We start from the raw sequence: 1,883 nt of genomic DNA on the forward strand, positions 1-1,883 counted from the left end.
ATCGGGGGGTGGCGGGCGGGGCGGCCGTGCGGATCCGTGCAGCGGGGTCGACGTCGGAATGCATGTTCGAGCCTCCTTGCTGGGTTCGCGGGCGGAAGCGGAAGCGTCTCGGCCCCCTCCATGCCCAGCACCGCCCGGAATATATCTTGACATCAAGAATAACCACGTCGAGATATACCCGTCCGAGACTCTCGCATTCAAGAGACTTCACATCGACAGACCCCTTACACTGATCGGCATGGAGGACGAGGTCGACCGATTGGTCGCGGCATGGCGTCGGGAGCGCCCTGACCTCGACGTGGAACCGCTCGAAGTGCTGAGCCGCGTGAGCCGGCTCGCCCGCCACCTCGACCGCGCCCGCAGGCTGGCCTTCTCCGAGCACGGCCTGGAGCCCTGGGAGTTCGACGTCCTCACGTCGCTGCGGCGCGCCGGAGCCCCCTACCAGCTCTCCCCCGGCCAGCTCCTGACCCAGACCCTGGTCACCTCGGGCACCATGACGAACCGCATCGACCGGCTCGCCAAGAAGGGCCTCGTGGAGCGCCTGCCCGACCCCAGCGACCGGCGCGGCGTCCTGGTCCGCCTCACCCCCGAGGGCCGCGACCGCGCCGACGAGGCCCTCGCGGGGCTGCTCGCGCAGGAGCGGGCCATCCTGGCCCGCCTCCCGCAGGCCCAGCGCGCCGATCTGGCGGCCCTGCTACGCCAGTTGACCGCTCCGTTCGACAACATCCCCGGCTAGGTCCGCCGGCCGCACCCCGGCCCGCCGGGCCAGCGCCACGGCCGCCAGCGTGGAGTGCACGCCGAGCTTGCCCAGCACGTTCTGCATGTGCGTGCGCACCGTGTGCGGGGACAGGAACAGCCGGGCGGCGACGTCCTTGCGGCCCAGCCCGGCCACCATGCACCGCAGCACCTCGTGCTCGCGCGGCGTCAGGGACTCCACGAGCCGCTCGCCGTCGCTGCGGTGCTTGCGCGCGGCGGTCAGCTCCCGCAGCACCCCCGTCAGCAGCGCGGGCGGCAGGTGCGTCTCCTCCCGCAGCACGCCCCGTACGACGGCGAGCAGCCGGGAGAGCGAGCAGTCCTTCGCCACCCACCCGGACGCCCCCGCCTGGAGGGCGAAGGCGGCCCGGCGCGGGTCGTCGCGCTCGGCGAGGACGACGGTGCGCACGGCCGGGTGGGCGGCCCGTACGCCCGCGACGAGGGCGATGCCGTCCGGTGCGTGCGGCGACTGCCCCGCGGCGCCCGCCTCCCGCTGGGCGGGTACGCCGCCGGCGGCGGCGCCGAGGTCGGCGTCCACCAGGAGCACGTCGAACCGGCGCCCCTCGGCGACGGCCCGCTCCAGGCAGCGCAGCGCGGCGGGGCCGCTGCCGGCGGCGGACACGTCGACGTCGGGCTCGGCGGCGAGTGCCGCGGCGAGCGATTCGGCGAAGATGCGGTGGTCGTCGACCACGAGAACTCGGATGCGAACCACAAAACCCCCAAGGGTCGGGGAACGGACGACGGCGGGTACGGCGCCAGGACCGGGCGATCCGCGGGCGCCGCGGCCGCCGCCGAGACACCTCTGCATTACCCCGGACCGGACGCCGTACCCGGCGCGTCTCGACCCCTGAATCAACACCGGCCCCCACCGGCGTCACGCATCAGCGTAGAGCGGGCGGGCGGCCGCAGTTGGCCGAATAGCAGAAGTTTTCCGAGCGATTTCCGGAGGGCGCCGCCGCGAACCGGTGCCTCCATGGCGGGATTTCACCGGTGCCCGGGGCAGGCTCCACCGCCGTCCGCCCGGGAGGTGCCGTGGGCAGGTGCGCGGGGGGCATGCCGCCCCGCGTGCGTGCGCCGGGCGCCCGCGCACCGCGCCGCTGCACGGCGCGCCGCGCCCCCCGCGCGCTCCC

Annotated in this window: 2 protein-coding genes; one reads left to right on the forward strand and one right to left on the reverse strand. The window is 74.6% G+C overall.

The features are described 5' to 3' along the window. Positions 1-238: 238 nt before the first annotated feature. Positions 239-736 carry a MarR family winged helix-turn-helix transcriptional regulator gene (locus EF903_RS32180; protein ID WP_125548484.1) on the forward strand — a complete coding sequence of 166 codons (498 nt, stop codon included), beginning with the start codon at positions 239-241 and terminating at the stop codon, positions 734-736. Here the strand turns inward: EF903_RS32180 and EF903_RS32185 are convergent. Beyond that, the gene (locus tag EF903_RS32185) at positions 695-1,465 is read right to left on the reverse strand and encodes a response regulator transcription factor (RefSeq protein WP_125548485.1); all 771 of its coding nucleotides are present in this window, start codon (positions 1,463-1,465) and stop codon (positions 695-697) included. The genes EF903_RS32180 and EF903_RS32185 overlap by 42 nt on opposite strands. Positions 1,466-1,883: the final 418 nt, after the last annotated feature.

Source organism: Streptomyces sp. WAC05292, assembly GCF_003949955.1.
Classification (GTDB): Bacteria; Actinomycetota; Actinomycetes; order Streptomycetales; family Streptomycetaceae; genus Streptomyces; species Streptomyces globosus.

What these genes read in the sequence shown, in the direction of transcription:
- EF903_RS32180 (WP_125548484.1), top strand. Translation starts at nt 239, where the DNA reads ATGGAGGACGAGGTCGACCGATTGGTCGCGGCATGGCGTCGGGAGCGC.